General features: G+C 71.2%; 14 protein-coding genes and 3 tRNA genes. 8 read left to right on the forward strand and 9 right to left on the reverse strand.

Going from position 1 to position 15,921, the window contains the following annotated elements; all coding sequences use genetic code 11:
* Window positions 1–7 precede the first annotated feature (7 nt).
* The 6 genes from NOO62_RS19265 to purS form a co-directional block, all read right to left on the reverse strand.
* Window positions 8–670, reverse strand: coding sequence for a TetR/AcrR family transcriptional regulator (locus tag NOO62_RS19265; protein WP_268772129.1), 663 nt, complete (start codon window positions 668–670; stop codon window positions 8–10).
* A gap of 41 nt (window positions 671–711) precedes the next feature.
* The gene (locus NOO62_RS19270; RefSeq protein WP_268772130.1) at window positions 712–1,563 is read right to left on the reverse strand and encodes a M23 family metallopeptidase; all 852 of its coding nucleotides are present in this window, start codon (window positions 1,561–1,563) and stop codon (window positions 712–714) included.
* Between the two features lie 82 nt (window positions 1,564–1,645).
* Window positions 1,646–2,152, reverse strand: a complete 507-nt coding sequence (locus NOO62_RS19275) for a helix-turn-helix domain-containing protein (protein ID WP_268772131.1) — start codon at window positions 2,150–2,152, stop codon at window positions 1,646–1,648.
* 103 nt (window positions 2,153–2,255) lie between these two features.
* The gene (gene purL / locus NOO62_RS19280) at window positions 2,256–4,505 is read right to left on the reverse strand and encodes a phosphoribosylformylglycinamidine synthase subunit PurL (RefSeq protein WP_268772132.1); all 2,250 of its coding nucleotides are present in this window, start codon (window positions 4,503–4,505) and stop codon (window positions 2,256–2,258) included.
* Entirely contained in the window at window positions 4,502–5,182 is a 681-nt protein-coding gene (purQ, locus tag NOO62_RS19285; RefSeq protein WP_268772133.1) for a phosphoribosylformylglycinamidine synthase subunit PurQ, read from the reverse strand. The genes purL and purQ overlap by 4 nt, the downstream gene beginning before the upstream one ends.
* Window positions 5,179–5,460: a phosphoribosylformylglycinamidine synthase subunit PurS gene (gene purS / locus NOO62_RS19290; RefSeq protein WP_268772134.1), complete on the reverse strand. Its 282-nt coding sequence runs from the start codon at window positions 5,458–5,460 to the stop codon at window positions 5,179–5,181. Before purS ends, purQ begins: the two co-directional genes overlap by 4 nt.
* Window positions 5,461–5,818: 358 nt before the next feature.
* Here purS and NOO62_RS19295 point away from each other — a divergent pair, with 358 nt between their 5' ends.
* The 8 genes from NOO62_RS19295 (at window position 5,819) to NOO62_RS19330 (ending at window position 10,833) form a co-directional block, all read left to right on the forward strand.
* On the forward strand, window positions 5,819–6,136 hold the full coding sequence (locus NOO62_RS19295) for a histone-like nucleoid-structuring protein Lsr2 (protein WP_268772135.1): 318 nt from the start codon (window positions 5,819–5,821) through the stop codon (window positions 6,134–6,136).
* 192 nt (window positions 6,137–6,328) lie between these two features.
* Window positions 6,329–6,400, forward strand: a tRNA-Gly gene (locus tag NOO62_RS19300).
* A gap of 79 nt (window positions 6,401–6,479) precedes the next feature.
* Window positions 6,480–6,555 (forward strand) — tRNA-Gly (locus NOO62_RS19305).
* A 177-nt stretch (window positions 6,556–6,732) separates the two neighbouring features.
* Entirely contained in the window at window positions 6,733–7,680 is a 948-nt protein-coding gene (locus NOO62_RS19310) for an ABC transporter ATP-binding protein (protein WP_268772136.1), read from the forward strand.
* Window positions 7,677–8,501, forward strand: a complete 825-nt coding sequence (locus NOO62_RS19315; protein ID WP_268772137.1) for an ABC transporter permease — start codon at window positions 7,677–7,679, stop codon at window positions 8,499–8,501. Before NOO62_RS19310 ends, NOO62_RS19315 begins: the two co-directional genes overlap by 4 nt.
* On the forward strand, window positions 8,483–10,132 hold the full coding sequence (locus NOO62_RS19320; protein WP_268772138.1) for a sensor histidine kinase: 1,650 nt from the start codon (window positions 8,483–8,485) through the stop codon (window positions 10,130–10,132). Before NOO62_RS19315 ends, NOO62_RS19320 begins: the two co-directional genes overlap by 19 nt.
* Window positions 10,129–10,737, forward strand: coding sequence for a response regulator transcription factor (locus NOO62_RS19325; RefSeq protein WP_268772139.1), 609 nt, complete (start codon window positions 10,129–10,131; stop codon window positions 10,735–10,737). Before NOO62_RS19320 ends, NOO62_RS19325 begins: the two co-directional genes overlap by 4 nt.
* A 23-nt stretch (window positions 10,738–10,760) precedes the next feature.
* Window positions 10,761–10,833, forward strand: a tRNA-Gly gene (locus NOO62_RS19330).
* Window positions 10,834–10,899: 66 nt separating this feature from the next.
* On the opposite strand, the gene NOO62_RS19335 is transcribed toward NOO62_RS19330, so the two are convergent.
* From NOO62_RS19335 to NOO62_RS19345, 3 genes are all read right to left on the reverse strand, one after another.
* Entirely contained in the window at window positions 10,900–11,796 is an 897-nt protein-coding gene (locus NOO62_RS19335) for a phosphoribosylaminoimidazolesuccinocarboxamide synthase (RefSeq protein ID WP_268772140.1), read from the reverse strand.
* A 154-nt stretch (window positions 11,797–11,950) separates the two neighbouring features.
* Window positions 11,951–13,441, reverse strand: coding sequence for a N,N-dimethylformamidase beta subunit family domain-containing protein (locus NOO62_RS19340; RefSeq protein WP_268772141.1), 1,491 nt, complete (start codon window positions 13,439–13,441; stop codon window positions 11,951–11,953).
* Between the two features lie 305 nt (window positions 13,442–13,746).
* Window positions 13,747–15,672 (reverse strand): hypothetical protein, encoded by a 1,926-nt coding sequence (locus NOO62_RS19345; RefSeq protein WP_268772142.1) that lies wholly within the window; start codon window positions 15,670–15,672, stop codon window positions 13,747–13,749.
* Window positions 15,673–15,921 lie beyond the last annotated feature (249 nt).

Genomic DNA, 15,921 nt, shown 5'->3' on the forward strand with positions numbered 1-15,921 from the left:
GCCGAGCCTAAGCGTTTCCGGGGTACCCCTGAAGTCCCTTTTCCACCAGATCGAAGGCGCGCTCGGCGAGGGCCGCGCAGTCGTCGGCCATGGCGTCGACGCTGTCGCCCGCGAGGAGTCTGCGGTGGTTCTCCAGGATCACCGCGTCCCGTGCGGCGACGAGCTGGTGGGCGGCGACCCCGGCGAGGAGCCGGTCACCGGTCTCCTCGGCGAGGACTCCGGCGACGAGCTCGACACCGCGCATCTGGAAGGTGAGCGTCCGGCGCGCGAGGACGGGAGTGTCGCTGATGAGCTGCCGCATCTGGAGCAGGCGGGGGTCTCCGGAGAGGCCGATCGAGGGGTCGCGCGCGTCGACCTTGGCGAGGAACTGGCGGCGCAGCGCGGCGACCGCGCTCTCGCCGGGCTCGCGCTCGCGCACCGCGTCGGCGGCGTCGGAGACGTGCTCCTCCATCGGGCCGAGGAGGACGTCCTCCTTGGTGCCGAAGTAGTTGAAGACCGTCATCTTCGAGACGTCGGCGGCGGCCGCGATCTCCGCGACGGAGACCTTGTCGTAGCCACGCTCCAGGCACAGGTCGAGCGCGCTGCGCCAGATCCGCGCCGCGGTCTGCCGCTTTTTGCGCTCGCGCAGTCCGAGTGGTTGCGCGGCGACGCCTGCTTCTGCCCCAGCCATGTCCGCACTGTACCAGGATGAAATTTTGACTTGGTAAATCCTTACTCCGCGCTCACGTGCGGGCTCGGCACGCGCTCACCGACCGTGAACACCGTGCCGTTCGCGGGCACTCCGACGCCGCGCCAGGTGAACGGGATGCCCCGGGCCGTCTCCATGTCGGGCCCGTCCATCAGGCTGAAGTGCAGGTGCGGCTCGGTGGAGTTGCCGGAGTTCCCGCACCGGCCGAGCTCCTGTCCGACGGTCACCCGGTCCCCCGGCCGCACGGCGAGCGAACCCTGCTTGACGTGGGCGTACACGGCGTACGTCCCCTCGCCCAGGTCGAGCACGAGGTGGTTGCCGACGACGCGGCGGGCGCCGCCGAGCGTCCTGCCGACGCCCTCGACCAGCCAGAAGTACAGGACTCCGACGAGCGAGCTGCGGCTGAGGTGATCGCGCTGGTCGTCCGCGGCGTGCACGACGGTCGCGTCGGCCACCGCGAGCAGCGGCTCCCCGAAGGCCGGGTAGGCCTGCCCGCGCCGGGCGACGGGCCAGAACCAGATGGGCTTGGGACGCGCGGGCCCGCCCGCCGGTTCGGCCGTGATGTCGATGGCGTACGTCTGGCCCAGGTGGTGCGTGCCGTGGCTCGGCACCTTGTCGGCGGGGCTGTTCAGCGCGGACCAGCGGCCGGTGACCGGGGGCTCGACCTCGACCGGGGCCGGGGGGTCCGTCTCGATCTGCTTGCGCGCGGAGCGGGACGTCGCCGTACTGATGCCGATCGCGGCGAGCGCGGGCAGCCAGCTCAGCCAGTAGTCGTACGGCAGCTCCGTGAACTGCCGGACGACGAATTGGGCGAAGAACACGACCCACAGCAGCCGGTGGGCGACAGCTGCGGTCTTGCGCAGGCCTACGGACATAACTTCCCCCTCGTACGCGTACGGTCGTAAAGCCACAAAGTCGCACAGAGCTGGTCGGACAGAGCGGGCCATGCAGAACCCGTCAGGTCACCGGTCTCGCCGCCGTGAGCACCACGAGCAGTGGCACCACACGTCCGGCAGGCACCTCGTAGCGCCCGCGCTCCGTGCTGTGCAGCCAGCCGGTGCCGGTCAGCTGGCGCAGGTGGTGGTAGATCTGGCCGGTCGTGCCGACGTCGTCGAGCGCGGCCAGCTCGGCGGTGGTGCGCAGGCCGCCGAGGATCTCCCGCAGCAGCCGCAGCCGCACCGGGTTGCCGAGCGCGGCGAACGACTCGGCCGCCTCGGACCAGTCACCCTCGAAGACCGACTCGGTCAGCAGGCCGTACTGCCACTCGTACCGGTGCCCCGTCGGCACCCGCACCGTCCCGGTGAACAGGACGGCGCCGTCCGCGTCGTCCGTCACCGGGTGCCGCGCCTTCAGGGCGTCGAGGGCCCAGAAATCGCCCTCTCCCACGGCGGGCGCGGCCGGCTCCGCGCTCTCCAGCTCCGCCACGCGCCGTTCGAGCTCGGCGACACGCTCTTCCAGATCCATGGTTCGTAACTTACGTAATTACGTAATCTCGTGCAACCCCTGGCCGCACATGCCGAAGCCCCCGCCCGGACCAGGTCCGAACGGGGGCCACGACTGCGAATCGTCAGGCGAACAGGCCCGGGATCGTCTCCTCGTGCGCCGTGCGCAGCTCGCTCAGCGGCAGCGTGAACTCGCCCTGTACGTCGATGACGTCACCGTCGACCACACCGATGCGGCGGACGGGCAGGCCCCGCGCCCCGCACATGTCGGTGAAGCGCAGCTCCTCGCTCCGCGGCACCGAGACGACCGCGCGCCCCGCCGACTCGGAGAAGAGGAAGGTGAACGCGTCCAGGCCGTCCGGGACGACGAGACGCGCGCCCTTCCCGCCGCGCAGGCACGACTCGGTGACGGCCTGCACGAGACCGCCGTCCGACAGGTCGTGCGCGGCGTCGATCATGCCGTCGCGCGAGGCCGAGATCAGGATGTCGGCGAGCAGCTTCTCGCGCGCCAGGTCGACCTTGGGCGGCAGGCCGCCGAGGTGCCCGTGGACCACCTGCGACCAGGCAGAACCGCCGAACTCGTCGTGCGTCTCGCCGAGCAGGTAGAGGAGCTGACCCTCTTCCTCGAACGCCATCGGCGTACGCCGCGCGACGTCGTCGATCACACCGAGCACGGCGACGACGGGCGTCGGGTGGATCGCCGCCTCACCGGTCTGGTTGTAGAGCGAGACGTTGCCGCCGGTGACCGGGGTGCCCAGCTCCAGGCAGCCGTCCGCGAGGCCGCGGATGGCCTCGGCGAACTGCCACATGACGTCCGGGTCCTCGGGCGAGCCGAAGTTCAGGCAGTCCGAGATCGCGAGGGGCTTGGCGCCGGACGCGGCCACGTTGCGGTACGACTCGGCGAGCGCGAGCTGCGCGCCCGTGTACGGGTCGAGCTTCGCGAACCGGCCGTTGCCGTCGGTGGCGATGGCGACGCCGAGGCCCGTCTCCTCGTTGATCCGGATCATCCCGGAGTCCTCGGGCTGCGCGAGCACGGTGTTGCCCTGCACGAAGCGGTCGTACTGGTCGGTGACCCAGGACTTCGCGGCCTGGTTCGGGGCGGCGACCAGCTTGAGTACCTGCTCGCGCAGCTCCTCGCCGTTCGCCGGGCGGGCCAGCTTGTTCGCGTCGTCGGCCTGGAGGGCGTCCTGCCAGGACGGGCGGGCGTACGGACGCTCGTAGACGGGGCCGTCGTGCGCGACCGTGCGCGGGTCGACGTCGACGATCTTCTCGCCGTGCCAGAAGATCTCCAGGCGGTCGCCGTCGGTCACCTCACCGACGACGGTGGCGATGACGTCCCACTTCTCGCAGATCGCGAGGAAGCGGTCGACCTTGCCGGGCTCGACCACGGCGCACATGCGTTCCTGCGACTCACTCATGAGGATTTCCTCAGGGGTGAGCGTGGAGTCGCGCAGCGGCACGTCGTCCAGCTCGACGCGCATGCCGCCAGAGCCGTTGGACGCGAGCTCGGAGGTCGCGCAGGAGAGTCCGGCCGCGCCGAGGTCCTGGATGCCGACCACGAGCTTCTCGGCGAAGGCCTCCAGGGTGCACTCGATGAGGAGCTTCTCCTGGAAGGGGTCGCCGACCTGGACGGCGGGACGCTTCGACGGCTTCGTGTCGTCGAAGGTCTCACTCGCCAGGATCGAGGCGCCGCCGATGCCGTCGCCGCCTGTGCGGGCGCCGTACAGGATGACCTTGTTGCCGGGACCCGACGCCTTCGCGAGGTGGATGTCCTCGTGCCGCATGACACCAATGGCACCCGCGTTGACCAGCGGGTTTCCCTGGTAGCAGGCGTCGAAGACGAGCTCGCCGCCGATGTTGGGCAGGCCCAGGCAGTTGCCGTAGCCCCCGATGCCCGCGACGACTCCGGGGAGGACGCGCTTGGTGTCGGGGTGCTGGGCGTCGCCCATGCGCAGCGGGTCCACGACGGCGACCGGGCGGGCGCCCATCGCGATGATGTCGCGGACGATGCCGCCGACGCCGGTGGCCGCGCCCTGGTAGGGCTCGACGTACGACGGGTGGTTGTGCGACTCGACCTTGAAGGTGACCGCGTAGCCCTGGCCGACGTCGACCACACCGGCGTTCTCGCCGATGCCGACGAGCATGGCGTCGTTCTCGGGGACCTTCTCGCCGAACTGCTTCAGGTGGACCTTGCTGCTCTTGTACGAGCAGTGCTCGGACCACATGACGGAGTACATGGCGAGCTCGGCGCCGGTCGGGCGGCGGCCGAGGATCTCGCGGACGCGCTCGTACTCGTCCTCCTTCAGGCCCAGTTCGGCCCAGGGGAGCTTGACGTCGGGCGTCTCGGCCGCGTGCTTGACGGTGTCCAGAGTCATGCGTTGACCAGCTTCTTCAGGATCGAGGTGAAGAATCCGAGACCGTCGGTGCGGCCGGTCCCGATCAGCGGCTCGACGGCGTGCTCGGGGTGCGGCATGAGGCCGACGACGTTGCCCGCCTCGTTGGTGATGCCGGCGATGTCACGGAGCGAGCCGTTGGGGTTGCCGTCGAGGTAGCGGAAGGCGACGCGGCCCTCGGCCTCCAGCATGTCCAGCGTCCGCTCGTCGGCGGTGTACTGCCCGTCGATGTTCTTCAGCGGGATGCGGATCTCCTGACCGGCCGTGTAGTCGGCGGTCCAGGCGGTCTCCGCGTTCTCCACGCGCAGCTTCTGCTCGCGGCAGATGAAGTGCAGGTGGCCGTTGCGCAGCATCGCGCCGGGCAGGAGGTGCGTCTCGGTGAGCACCTGGAAGCCGTTGCAGATGCCGAGGACCGGCATGCCGGCCTTCGCCTGCTCGATGACGGACTCCATCACCGGGGAGAAACGCGAGATGGCACCGGCCCGCAGATAGTCGCCGTAGGAGAAGCCGCCGGGCAGCACCACGGCGTCGACCTGCTTGAGGTCCTTGTCCTTGTGCCACAGCGGCACGGCTTCGGCGCCCGCCACACGGACGGCGCGCTGGGTGTCGCGGTCGTCGAGGGTTCCCGGGAAAGTGACGACTCCAATTCGAGCGGTCACTTCGCGGCCTCCTCGGCCTTCGGCGTCTCCTGGCCCTCTTCGACCTTTACGACGAAGTCCTCGATCACCGTGTTGGCGAGGAAGGTTTCCGCCAACTCGTGGATACGGGCGAGGGCCGCGGCATCCACGGGCCCGTCCACCTCGAGTTCGAACCGCTTTCCCTGACGTACGTCGGAGATGCCCTGGAAACCGAGGCGCGGCAGTGCACGCTGCACCGCCTGGCCCTGGGGGTCGAGGATCTCCGGCTTGAGCATGACGTCGACTACGACGCGTGCCACTGGCACTCCCGGTGTGTGGTGCGTGGTGCTGGCGTGTGCTGCTTGCTGGTGCTGAGCAGGTTCCTTCAGACTACCGGCACAAAAATTCTACTCGCGTAGATTCGTAGCAACCTACGAGATGACGGTCACGTTCCGGTGCCCAAACAGGTTTCGAACCGAGAACCTTCACGATGAATCCATGAAAGATCACGCAACGTCATTGGAACCTGACACGCGGAGGTATTAGGACAGGCTTCACAATGCAATGCCGGGCACTGTACAAAGGAAATGGCAATAGTCGATACTTTGCCGAAAACATCCGTGCAATCGGCATCACCGCATGTCAACGCGGTAGAGCCGCGCGAAGGGACCGATATTCGTGGCGCAACGTGTCGTGGTCACTCTCTTTGACGACATCGACGGCGGGGAAGCGGCGGAAACGGTCGCGTTCGGTCTTGACGGCACCTCGTACGAGATCGACCTCAATCCCACCAATGCCGAGAAACTGCGCGGGGCACTTGCCCCGTACCTGGAGGCGGCCCGCAAGCGGTCGCGGTCCGGCATCGCCTTCCGGCACACGGCCCTCTCCCCCGACCCCTCGGCGGTCCGAGCCTGGGCGCGCTCGCACCACATGAACGTTCCGCCGCGCGGCCGCATCCCGAAGAAGGTCTACGAGGCGTTCGAGGCGGCGAACTGAACGGCCGCCTGAACCGGCAGGTCCGCGCCTGATCCCCGCTTGATCCGTGCCTGATCCGTGCCTGATCCACGTCCGGTCCGCGTCCGATCCGCGCCCCTCGGGACAACCGACTTGCGCTGCACCCCCGCTGGTCAGCTAGAGTTCGGAGCACGCCGAGGGGCGAGGCCGAAAGGCCGGGCCTCACGGAGTCATGCGGGTGTAGTTCAGTAGTAGAACATCCCCCTTCCAGGGGGAAGGCGCAGTGTGCAATTCCTGTCACCCGCTCTGCATCGCTCACCGACCGGTCCTCCGGTTGCGGTAAGCTGGTGCTCGCGCCGATCAGTGAGAGCTGGTCGGAGGCAATGCGAACGTAGCTCAGTTGGTAGAGCGCAACCTTGCCAAGGTTGAGGTCGCGAGTTCGAACCTCGTCGTTCGCTCCACGTGAGAAGGCCCCGGTCGATTCGACCGGGGCCTTCTTCGTTTCCTCGGTCGCGTTCTCGGTCGCGTCCTCGGTCGTATTCCGTGGCCGATCACGTCTTCCGCCTTCTGACATTTGTCATGCGGGCCGGTGACAAGGCGCACTGCCGACCGCTCCCCGGCCGGGAGACGCTCGGATCATGACTGACCAAGTGATCGACGTGACCGATCTGCGGCGCGTGTACGGGGGCGGTTTCGAGGCGGTACGCGGGGTCTCCTTCGCCGTGGGACGCGGCGAACTGTTCGCGCTCCTCGGCACCAACGGCGCCGGCAAGACATCCACCCTCGAACTCCTCGAAGGACTCGCCGCCCCGGCCGACGGACGCGTACGCGTCCTCGGGCACGACCCGTACACCGAACGCGCCAAGGTACGGCCCCGCATCGGCGTCATGCTCCAAGAGGGCGGATTCCCCACGGAGTTGACCGTCCGGGAGACCGCCCGCATGTGGGCGGGGTGCACCAGCGGCGCCATGCCCGTCGGTGAGGCCCTGGAGACCGTCGGGCTCGGCAAACGGTCCGGCGTACGGGTGAAGCAGCTGTCCGGCGGCGAGAAGCGCCGCCTCGACCTCGCCATGGCGCTCCTCAGCAGGCCCGAGGTGCTCTTCCTCGACGAACCCACCACCGGCCTCGACGCCGAAGGGCGCCGCGAGACCTGGAAGTTGGTGCAGGACCTGCGCGACAACGGCACGACCGTGCTGCTCACCACGCACTACCTGGAAGAGGCCGAGGCGCTCGCCGACCGCCTCGCGATCCTGCACGAGGGCCGTATCGCCGCCGAGGGAAGCGTCTCCGACGTGGTCGCCAGCCAGCCCTCGCACATCTCCTTCGAGCTGCCCGACGGCTACTTCGTCGGCGACCTGCCGCCCCTCGGCGAGCTGGGCGTGAGCGGCCACGAGACGTCGGGGAGGAGGGTCCGGCTGCGTACGAACGAACTCCAACGCGCGGCCACCGGGCTGCTGTTGTGGGCCAGAGACGCACGGGTCGAGCTCGCCGGACTCGACGTACGGGCGGCATCCCTGGAGGAGGCGTTCCTGCGCATCGCACGCGCAGCCGAGAGCGGCGCGAAGAACGAGGAGATGGCGGCATGAGCACGACGACCACGAAGACCACGAAGACCACGAGGACCGCGAGGACCGCGACGGCCACGACGACGCCCGCAGGACGCATGCGGGCGCTCGCGCGCTCCGAGATGACGCTGCTCGGGCGGAGCAAGGGCACGCTGTTCGCGGCGCTGTTCGTGCCTGCCGTGATCCCGTTCAGCATGCGGCAGGCCGCCGACGGCATGGACTTGAAGGGCACCGGACTCGACATCGGCACCGTCGTACTGCCGAGCGCCCTCGGCTTCTCCCTGCTCTTCGCCGTGTACTCGGCGCTGACCGCCGTCTACGTCGCCCGGCGCGAGGAACTCGTACTCAAGCGGCTGCGCACCGGCGAGCTGCGGGACCCCGAGATCCTGGCGGGCGCCGCACTGCCCTCGGTCCTCATCGGCGTCGTGCAGTGCCTCGTCCTCTCCGTGGGCTGCGCGGTGCTCCTCGACGCGGGGGGCCCGAGCGCGCCGCACCTCGTCGTCCTCGGCGTCGTCGCGGGCCTCGTGATGTTCGCCGCGCTGGCCGCCGTCACCGGGAGCTTCAGCCGGTCCACCGAGTCCGCGCAGGTCATGGCCATGCCCCTGCTCTTCGTGTCGATGCTCGGCTCCGGGCTCTTCGTCCCCCTGGAGGTCATGCCCGACAAGCTCGCCTCGGTCTGCGAGCTGCTGCCTCTGTCGCCCGTCATCGAGCTGATCCGCGGCGGCTGGGCAGGCAACCTCTCCGCCGGTGACGCGCTCGGCGCCGCCGCCACCGCGGTGGCCTGGACCGCGCTCGCGGTGTTTGCTGTACGGCGGTGGTTCCGGTGGGAACCACGGCACTGAGGGAGGCGACGGACGTGGTCGGCCGGATGCGGGCCTGGCAGCGGAGCTGGCACGGGCGCAGCAAGATCGAGAAGGTCGAGTTCCAGTCGACGGTGACGTGGCACCTGATGCCGTGGATCTTCTTCCTCAGCTGGGTCTCGGTACCGCTCGGCCTGGGCCTGCGCCACGACCTCGCCCCACAGCTCTTCGGCTGGACCCTGATCGTGACGGCCGCCGCGCAGTGCTTGCAGGCCAACCGCTCACTGCGTCACTCCATCGACCACTACCTGCGGCGGGCCCCGCTGCCGCGCCGCGACCTCGTCGTGGCGGGCGTCCTCATGACCGCCACGATGGGACTGGCCGTGGGCCTCCAAGCGGTGGACGGGGTGCGCTCGGAGATGCTGGGCCTCACCGCGCTGTTCGTCCCCATACCGTTCGCCCAGTCGCTCGCCTTCTCCGCCACCATCCGCGGCTACGCGGCCCGCATGGCGCTGGTCGTCGTCGCGGCCGTCGGTGCGTTCGCCGTCGCCGGGGCACGCGGCGGGCAGCTCGTCGCGATCGGCGTCGTCATCGCCTTCGCAGGCTTCCTCGCGCTGGTCTCCACGCGCTGCGGCGCCTGGACGCTCTCTGTGATGTGGGAGGCCGACCGGGCCCGCGAGGTCGAGGCGCGGCTCGCGGTCGCGGAGGAGCGGCTGCGGTTCGGGCGGGACCTGCACGACGTGATGGGCCGCAACCTCGCCGTCATCGCCTTGAAGAGCGAACTCGCGGTGCAGCTCGCGCGCCGGGGGCGCCCGGAGGCCGTGGACCAGATGGTCGAGGTGCAGCGGATCGCGCAGGAGTCGCAGCGGGAAGTACGAGAGGTCGTACGCGGATACCGCGAGGCCGACCTGAAGGTGGAACTCGCCGGTGCGCAGGGCGTGTTGGAGGCGGCCGGGATCAAGTGCCGGGTCATCGGGTCCGGGGCGGCGCTGCCCGCCTCGGTCCAGTCGGCGCTGGGATGGGTCGTGCGGGAGGCAGCGACGAACGTGCTGCGGCACGGCGACGCGGGACGGTGCGACATCGCTCTCGCTGTGAGTGAGGGACGGGCGACGTTGAGCGTGGAGAACGACGGGGTGCCGGAGGGGGCGCCGGTGGGAGCGCCGGTGGGGCGGGGGGCAGGTCTTGGGGGGAGTGGGGCCGGGGGCGCGGGGAGTGGGCATGGGGCTGAGGTCGCGGGGAGTGGGTCGGAGGTCGCGGGGCGTGGGTCGGGGGTCGCGGGGCAGGGGGCCGGGGTCGCGTGGCGCGAGACTCGGGTCGCGGGGAGTGGCTCCGGGCTCGTGGGGCTGCGGGAGCGGCTTGCCGCGGTGGGCGGGACACTGGACTTCGCGTCCGGCGACGGGGTCTTCCGGCTCGCCGTGCAGGTGCCGCTGCCGCCGTCGGAGGGGCCGGGGACGTGGGCGGCGGGGCAGGCGGGGCAGGCAGGGCAGGCGGGGCAGAAGGGGTGCCCGGGGCAGTCCGGGCAGGCAGGGGAGGCAGAGCCGCCGGGGCAGACAGAGCACCCGGGGCAGATGGGGCAAGCGGGGCAGGCAGGCCAGGAGGGGCAGGGCCCCGGGTACGGTCCCGGGTCCCGTCCCGGACCCCGTTCCGGTTCGGGTGGGGAGGTGGCGGCGTGAGGCTTCGCGTGTTGCTTGCCGATGATGAGCACCTCATCCGGGGCGCGCTCGCCGCGCTGCTCGCGCTGGAGGACGACCTCGTCGTCGTCGCCGAGGCCGCGTCAGGGCCCGAGGCGCTCGCCATGGCGCGGGCCCACCGGCCCGACGTCGCCGTCCTCGATCTGCAGATGCCGGGCGCCGACGGTGTGAGTGTGGCCACATCCCTGCGCGACGAACTCCCCGACTGCAGGACCATGATCGTGACGAGTCATGGCAGACCCGGACATCTGAAACGGGCCCTCGCGGTGGGCGTACGAGGCTTCGTGCCGAAGACCGTCAGCGCCCAGCGCCTCGCCGAGATCATCCGTACCGTGCACTCCGGAAACCGTTACGTGGACCCGGAGTTGGCCGCCGACGCCATCTCCGCCGGGGACTCACCGCTGACCGCCCGCGAGGCCGAGGTGCTCGAACTCGCCGCCGACGGCGCGCCCGTCGCGGAGATCGCCGAGCGCGCCGCGCTCTCCCAGGGAACCGTCCGCAACTACCTCTCCTCCGCGGCCACCAAAATCGGTGCCGAGAACCGTCATGCCGCGGTGCGTCTCGCACGCGAGCGAGGTTGGGTATAGTTGTCCTCGCGCTACGGCGCAGCGCGGACGTAGCTCAGTTGGTAGAGCGCAACCTTGCCAAGGTTGAGGTCGCCAGTTCGAACCTGGTCGTCCGCTCAGTGAAAGGCCCCGGTCCTCTGGACCGGGGCCTTCTTCATGCTCAGCTGCTGCGGTACGCCCCGCCTACCAGGGCGTACCGGTGAGCCGCTCGAACGCCTCGATGTACTTGGCGCGCGTGGCGTCCACCACGTCCTGCGGCAGCGCGGGCGGCGGCTGCTCGCTCCTGCGGTCCCAGCCCGAGGCCGGCGAGGTCAGCCAGTTCCGTACGAACTGCTTGTCGTACGACGGCTGCGCGCGGCCCGGCTCCCACTGGTCCGCGGGCCAGAAACGCGAGGAGTCCGGGGTCAGGACCTCGTCGGCGAGGATGAGCTCATCCCCGGCGAAGCCGAACTCGAACTTCGTGTCGGCGAGGATCAGGCCGCGCTCGCGCGCGATGTCCAGCGCCCTGCCGTAGACCGCGAGGGTCGTCTGGCGCAGCTGCGCCGCGGTCTCCGCACCGACCTGGCGGGCGACCTCCTCGTACGACACGTTCTCGTCGTGCTCGCCGACGGCGGCCTTCGCGGCGGGCGTGAAGATCGGCGCGGGCAGCTCGGAGCCGTCGACCAGGCCCTCGGGCAGGGCGAGGCCGCAGACCGTACGCGTCTCGTTGTACTCAAGGAGGCCCGAGCCCGTCAGATAGCCGCGGGCGACACACTCGACCGGGACCATCTCCAGGGACCTGCAGACCAGCGTGCGGCCCTCCCAGTCGGCGGGCGCGCCCTTCGGCAGCTCCGTGGAGATGACGTGGTTCGGCACGAGGTCCGCGAGCTGGTCGAACCACCACAGGGAGAGCTGGGTGAGGACGCGGCCCTTGTCGGGGATCTCCGACGGCAGCACCCAGTCATAGGCGGAGAGGCGGTCGCTGGCGACCATGACGAGCTCGCCCGCCTCGTTCTGGTACAGCTCGCGCACCTTGCCGGTGTGGAGGTGGACCAGGCCCGGCACCTGGAGCGGCTCGGGCTTTTCTACGAATCCGGACACGGTTCCCTCCCGTGGTTCTGGCCAAGTGAGGTCGATTCTCCCGTATGGGAGGTGTGGTTTTGGCCAGGGGTTGAGTGGGGCGGGCGAATGGTCGGTCGAGTGGGCGTCGAGTGCGCGGCCGAGGTGGCGCCGAGTGCGCGGTCGAGTGGGGTGGTCAGTCACGCTTGCAGATGCGGTCCAGGAGGTTGGCCGTGGCGCGCTGGATACGGGCGTCCACATGGCCGGGGCGGTCCAGCGCCGGGGACCAGGCGAAGGTGCCGGACGCGAAGACGAGGGCGCCGGACGGGGCGCGGTAGAGCGACGACTCCTGGTGGCGGACGACGCCCTCGGTGTCCTCGTACGGGGAGTGGGCGAGCAGGATGCGGCCCTGGTGCTCGGGGAGCGCCGTCCGCGGGAAGTAGCGGTCGGCCTCGCCCGCGACGAGGCCGTCGATCTCGTCGCCGTCGTGCGCCCCCGTGGCCTCCCACAGCCAGTGGTCGGAGTTGCGGACGACGAGGGGCCGCGGCTCGGGGACACGGCCCGCGTACTGGATCCCGAGGAGCTGCTGCTCGGCCGCCTTGCCGCCGTCCCGCTCGCGCCAGAGCGCCGGTTTGCCCGGGCCGCGGCGCTTGCGGCAGGTGAGGAGGCGGTCCTCGACGCCGGACGCGGAGGGGCTCAACTCCACCTGCCAGTACATGGTGTTGGCGGAGAGGAAGACCAGTGACGTGCCGTGCTCGCGGGCCTGCTCCGTGGTGCGGCGCATGCTCGGCGACCAGTACTCGTCGTGGCCGGGGAAGACCAGGCCCCGGTACCGGGTGGGGTCGATGTGTCCCGCGTGCAGGTCGCGGGCGTCCGCGTACGCCAGGTCGTATCCGTACCGCTCCGCCCAGCGGATGAAGTCGTAGGCGTGGCCCACGTGCAGGGGGAGGCCCGCGCCCGCGTACGGCCGGTCGAAGGAGACCGTGACGGCGGCCTCGCTCTCGCCGAGCAGCCCGCCCTGTTCGTCCCACGCGTGGTACAGGCTGGCGCCCGTGCGGCCGTCCTCGGGGTAGAGGTTGTACGCCTGCCAGGTGACGTCCGGCAGGAGCAGCAGGAGGTCGGCCGGGTGGTCGTCGCGGACGGTGAAGGGGACGTGCGAGCGGTATCCGTCGGCGGTGGTCAGGACCGCCACGTACGCCCCGACGCTCCAGTAGCTCGGGATCTGCAGGCGCCAGGAGAGCCACCAGTGGTGGCAGGAGACCGTGCGGTCGGCGGTGAGCGGGGCGGGCTGGACGATGCCGGAGAGCCGGGGACTCGTAGTGATCTTGCTGGCGCCGTCCCCTCCGTAGTGCCCGATGCGGTAGATGTCGACGCCGAACTGCTGGGGCGGGTCGACGGTGACGTGGAAGTCGATGGCCTCACCGGGGGCGGCGGCGCCGGTCGAGGTGAACCCCTTGATCTGGCAGTGCACGTCGTCGGCGTTGAGCGGGCCGCCGGTGCGCGGCGCGGGGATGTTGGCGGCGCCGGGGGCGGGGGCGTGATCGATGTACCAGGGGACGACGTGGCCGGTGTCGTCGAAGTAGTGCTCGGTGCCGCGCAGCCAGGGCAGGGGGCCCTGGCCGAAAGGGTCCGATACGGCGTGCGCCAGCGCACCCGATTCCCATCGACGGTTCGGCTCCGACCTCATCTGTGCCCCTCCCTCGCTCCCCCGAGCCTGCGCCGCCCGTGGTGCATACGGTCCGGCAGCCGCTCCCAGCACATCACATTACGCACGCGCCCCGTTACCGTTCGTCGCGAATTGATATGAACGGAGCGTGATGCTCCGGGTGGGGCGGGGGTGGGGGGATGGGGGCGTGATGGTGCTCGGAGAGGGGTGCGGGCTGCGGGCAGCGGGCAGCGGGCAGCGGGCAGCGGGCTGCGGCTGCGGGCAGCGGGCAGCGGGCAGCGGGCAGCGGGCAGCGGGCAGCGGGCAGCGGGCAGCGGGCAGCGGGATCAGACCAGGCGGACCGGTTTTTCGGGGCGGATTCCCAGGCGGGTGAGCCAGTCCCGCAGCGGGGACGGGTCGCCGCCCTCGACCAGGCTCAGGACACGCGGCGCGAGATCCGCCGCGCGCTCACCGCCCACCAGCAGGACGGGGCCGTCGAGCCAGTCGAGGCCGGGGGCGGCCCCCGCGGTGTCGATGGCCGCGCAGCACACCATCGCCGTGACGTGGTCGACGAGCAGCTCACGGCCGGTGCGGGGCGGCTGCAACGGGAACAGCGGCAGCGCGCCGTCGTCCCAGAGCGCTTCGTCGGGGCCCTGGCCCGTGGGGGCGGGACGCGGGGGCGCCGCGGCCTCCTCGCGGGCGATCTCGGCGGTGAGCCCCGCGGCGAGCATGCCGCCACGACTGCCCTCGTCGGCCTCATCGGCTCCCTCGTCCACCTCGGGGAAGAGGGAGGCGGCGCGCTCGGGGGTGTCCAGGGCGTCGGTGGCGTTGGCGGCGTCAGTGGCGTCGGCGGAGGTGAGATCGGGAGTCGCTGGGGCCCGCGTCTCGCTACTCTCCGTGAGGCCCTGCGGGAGCGTCGTCAGGTGGGACAGGACCCGGTCGAGGGTCGGGCCCTTGGGCGCGCACGTGGCTCGGTCGGCGGAGCCGTCGACGTCCAGCGCGTCCAGGACCCGGTGCAGCCGCGCCGCGTCCATGCGCCATTTCCGGTCGACGACCTCGTCGGGATACTCCTGCCAGGCAACCGGCGCCCAGTCCGGCCCCGACTCCGCGGGACCACCGTGGAAGAGACGCGCGGCGAGCAGCGACGCCGCCTCGTCAACCGACCCGGGCTCCTCCAGAAGGTCGCAGGCGGGGCGCTCGCCGAGCCGTGAGGCGAAGCCCTCCGCCAACCGGTCCCTGCGCGACAGCTCCGTCAGCGCGGAGACGACGCCCGCGTCGAGCCGGGAGGGCCAGCGGCCCATGCGCCAGGCGGGCAGGGCGACGCGCGTGAGGAGGCGGTCCCACCCCGCGTACGCGAGGCCGACCTGCTCCTGGGCGACGATCCGCACGCCGTAGTCCACCGTCTGGGCACGCTCCGCGGCCGCCGCGGCGACACCCCGCTCCATCTCGGCGGCATGGACCCGGCAGTGGCGCAGCAGGAGCCGCGCGACCCGCCCGATACCGCCGAGCGCCACACGGGCCAGGAGCCCGCGTCCCGGGGCGGCGGCCACCGCGACCGCCGCGTCGAGCCCGCGCACGAAGCGCCGGGCGGCGGCTATGTCGGGATGCGCCGAAGGCCCCGTACCCGCCACGACGGGCGCGAGCACCGCGCGGAGCTCGCCGACGCGCATCCACCACAGGAACGGGGAGCCGATGACGAGGACAGGGGCGACGGGCCCGGCGGCCCCGCCTTCGCCGTCTCCTCCGGGGCCGGTGGCCTCCCCGGGCGCGGAGGGGCCAACGCCGCCGACGCCGGACACGTCACGGGCTTCCGGCCCCCGCCCCCGGTCCCGGTCCCGGCCCCGCCGCCTCCGCGCCCCGTGCGCCGGATGCGTACGGTCCTCCAGCCAGCTGTCGCAGTCCGGGGTGAGCGCTATCGCCGAGGGGGCCGGCACGTCGAGGCGGTCGGCGAGGTCCCGCACCAGCCGGTACAGGTCGGGGGCCGACTCCTCGGCGATCGGCACGGTAGGACTCAGGGCGGGCCGCGCCCGCGCGACGACCAGGCCGACCGCGACCGCGGCGAGCAGGACGAGCAGCGCGACGACCGTCACCGTCCAGCTCGCGACGTACCAACTCCCGCCACTGGCATGCCCCGTGGCCCCCGCCGCGAACAGCACGACGGCGACGGCCGCGGGCAGCAGGGCGACGGCCAGCGCCCTGCTGCGCAGACGCAGCACGGCCAGAGCCCGGGAGCGCGCGGCCTGCGCGCCCACCTCCACACCCGTACCTGGCACGACCGATAGCACCCCCTGCTGCCTACTGTTCGGCCACCGACGGGAGTCGGCGGCGCACATCAACGGCGTTGGTCTTGCTCACTCCCCCACTGTGGCACCCGCCACCGACATCGCAATGCCGGTGGTCTGTTTGGTCCTGGGCGCCTTGAACGCTTTCGCCGCACCCTAGTTGGGGCGCCGGTCGTCGTCATCCGGATGGGCCACCGGTCACCCGATGGAATGGCTTTGGCTAAAGCTGGATGCCGAAAG

It is taken from the genome of Streptomyces sp. Je 1-369, from assembly GCF_026810505.1.
Taxonomy (GTDB): Bacteria; Actinomycetota; Actinomycetes; order Streptomycetales; family Streptomycetaceae; genus Streptomyces.

Coding starts and splice junctions, on each gene's coding strand:
- NOO62_RS19265 (WP_268772129.1), bottom strand. CDS start 670: ATGGCTGGGGCAGAAGCAGGCGTCGCCGCGCAACCACTCGGACTGCGC.
- NOO62_RS19270 (WP_268772130.1), bottom strand. CDS start 1,563: ATGTCCGTAGGCCTGCGCAAGACCGCAGCTGTCGCCCACCGGCTGCTG.
- NOO62_RS19275 (WP_268772131.1), bottom strand. CDS start 2,152: ATGGATCTGGAAGAGCGTGTCGCCGAGCTCGAACGGCGCGTGGCGGAG.
- purL (WP_268772132.1), bottom strand. CDS start 4,505: ATGACTCTGGACACCGTCAAGCACGCGGCCGAGACGCCCGACGTCAAG.
- NOO62_RS19310 (WP_268772136.1), top strand. CDS start 6,733: ATGACTGACCAAGTGATCGACGTGACCGATCTGCGGCGCGTGTACGGG.
- NOO62_RS19315 (WP_268772137.1), top strand. CDS start 7,677: ATGAGCACGACGACCACGAAGACCACGAAGACCACGAGGACCGCGAGG.
- NOO62_RS19340 (WP_268772141.1), bottom strand. CDS start 13,441: ATGAGGTCGGAGCCGAACCGTCGATGGGAATCGGGTGCGCTGGCGCAC.